Origin of the sequence: Microcoleus sp. PH2017_05_CCC_O_A, assembly GCF_020738785.1 — a bacterium.
GTDB lineage: Bacteria > Cyanobacteriota > Cyanobacteriia > Cyanobacteriales > Microcoleaceae > Microcoleus.
In genome coordinates this window covers 1-1939 of sequence record NZ_JAEQCB010000299.1, presented here as the reverse complement: position 1 = coordinate 1939, position 1939 = coordinate 1, and the positions used below count along the sequence as shown (strand labels likewise).

The window sequence follows — 1939 nt, the reverse complement described above, 5'->3', positions numbered from 1 at the left end:
ATCCTCATACACCCAATTATCCACCGCGCCCGCAGTCGCACTCCATCCAGTCGTATTCACCAGACGCTTAGAAATCTCCCGCACGCCTTCATAACCGTGCGATAACATCCCCTCGTACCACTTCGGATTCAGCAGCTTTGTCCGCGAATCTAAACGCACGGTTTCTGATAGCGTCCGTACCTGGGCGTTCGCTGTTGTGGTATCAGCAACGAAGGATGTTGGTTTCTTGCCATCTGCGCGCAAACTGCCGATCAATTTAGTTGGATCGGAGTCGAAATAGTGCGACACGTCGGTTAGCGAAATCTCCGCAGAATCTAAGTTTTGGAAGGTGACTTCCGCAGTTTTTAAGGATGATTCAAAAATCTGCCTGTCTTGTTCCATTGTGCCGGGATTGTCGGAAGAAAAGGCGAAGGATTTGCGAGTTAGGTACATTTCCTGCAACTCAGCTTCGCTTTCCCAGGTGCTGTTTTCTACGGCTAAGTTGACGTTAGATGAATAGGAACCAGAAGCATTGGAAAAGACGCGGGTTGCTGCTTGTCGCAGGTTGATTCCCATTTCTTCGGCTTGCTTCAAGGCGTGTTTGCGGACGAAGTTCATTTCTAAGGGTTCGTCGGCTTCCGCTGCCATTTTCACGGCTTTATCTAACAAATTCATTTGGTTGATGAACAAGTCGCGGAAGACGCCGGAACAGTTAATTACTACGTCGATTCGAGGCCGTCCCAACTCTTCTAAAGACAGCAATTCCAGTTTGTTTACCCGGCCTAAAGCGTCGGGTACTGGCTTCACTCCCACCATCCACATTACTTGGGCGAGGGATTCGCCGTAAGTCTTGATGTTGTCGGTTCCCCAGAGCACAACGGCGATGGTTTCGGGATAGTTGCCGTCGTTATCAGTGCGCTGTCTTTCTAATAGCCGATCGACTACAACCTTAGCAGACTTGATCGCCCCAGTCGTAGGGATTGACTGCGGGTCCAAAGCGTGCATATTCTTGCCAGTCGGCAAAACATCCGGGTTGCGAATCGGATCGCCGCCTGGGCCGGGGATAATGTATTCGCCCTCTAACGCGCGTAACAGTGCGCCTAATTCGTTGTCGGCGCAAACTTGCTGTAAGCAGAATTCGAGATACTCAAAGAGCGGTTTAATTAGCTCTACATCGACTTTTTTGTAACCGGCTGCGTGTAAGGATTCAATCCAAGGTGTTTTCTTGCCCATGTTGAAGAAATTCAACTTGGAAACTAGGGAAACTCGACCCTCAGCATCGGTTTGTTCTTTCACTAAAGCGCTAACAGCATCGCGACAGGCTAAGGTGATATTTTGCAGCAATTCGACATCTGCTAAAATGCCTTTGTCGTTGTTGGTGTAGATATCGTCAATATTCCGATCGCAACTTAGAGCAATAATCCGCGACAAACTGACTAATCCGTCTTCTTCCCGGTCTAAATTAGCAATGTTAACCAGAGTTGCGATCGCCTCTTCCGCAGTCGGCGGCTTCCCAACAACGTGCAAACCACAAGGTAACAACCGCGATTCAATCTCCATCAACTTGCGGTAAACCAAGCCAACTAAATTATCCCGTTCCTCCGCAGTCATACCAGCAGCAACCCCTCTTTCTTGTTCGGGAGGTAGGTTGATATCCTTATCCAAATTCACCAAACGGCACTTCTCAACGATCGCATCCACGATCGGCGCACCCCGGCCCGTATCCTTCAAAGTTTGATAGGAAGCAATCAACTCGCTGAGTTCCTGCAAACCTTTATACAAACCAGCATTTTCAGCCGGAGGAGTCAGATAGCTGATCGTTTCAGCATAACTGCGGCGCTTAGCAATTGTTGCCTCGCTAGGATTGTTGGCGGCGTAATAATAAAGGTTAGGAATCTTGCCGATCAAACTGTCGGGATAACAATCGATAGACATTCCCATCTGCTTACCAGGCATGAAT

At 48.8% G+C, this 1939-nt stretch carries 1 protein-coding gene; it reads right to left on the bottom strand.

Annotated elements, in window-relative coordinates; genetic code table 11:
- The coding region (gene bchH, locus JGK20_RS34090) for a magnesium chelatase subunit H (protein ID WP_293233815.1) at positions 1-1939 on the bottom strand (1939 nt) is incomplete at both ends.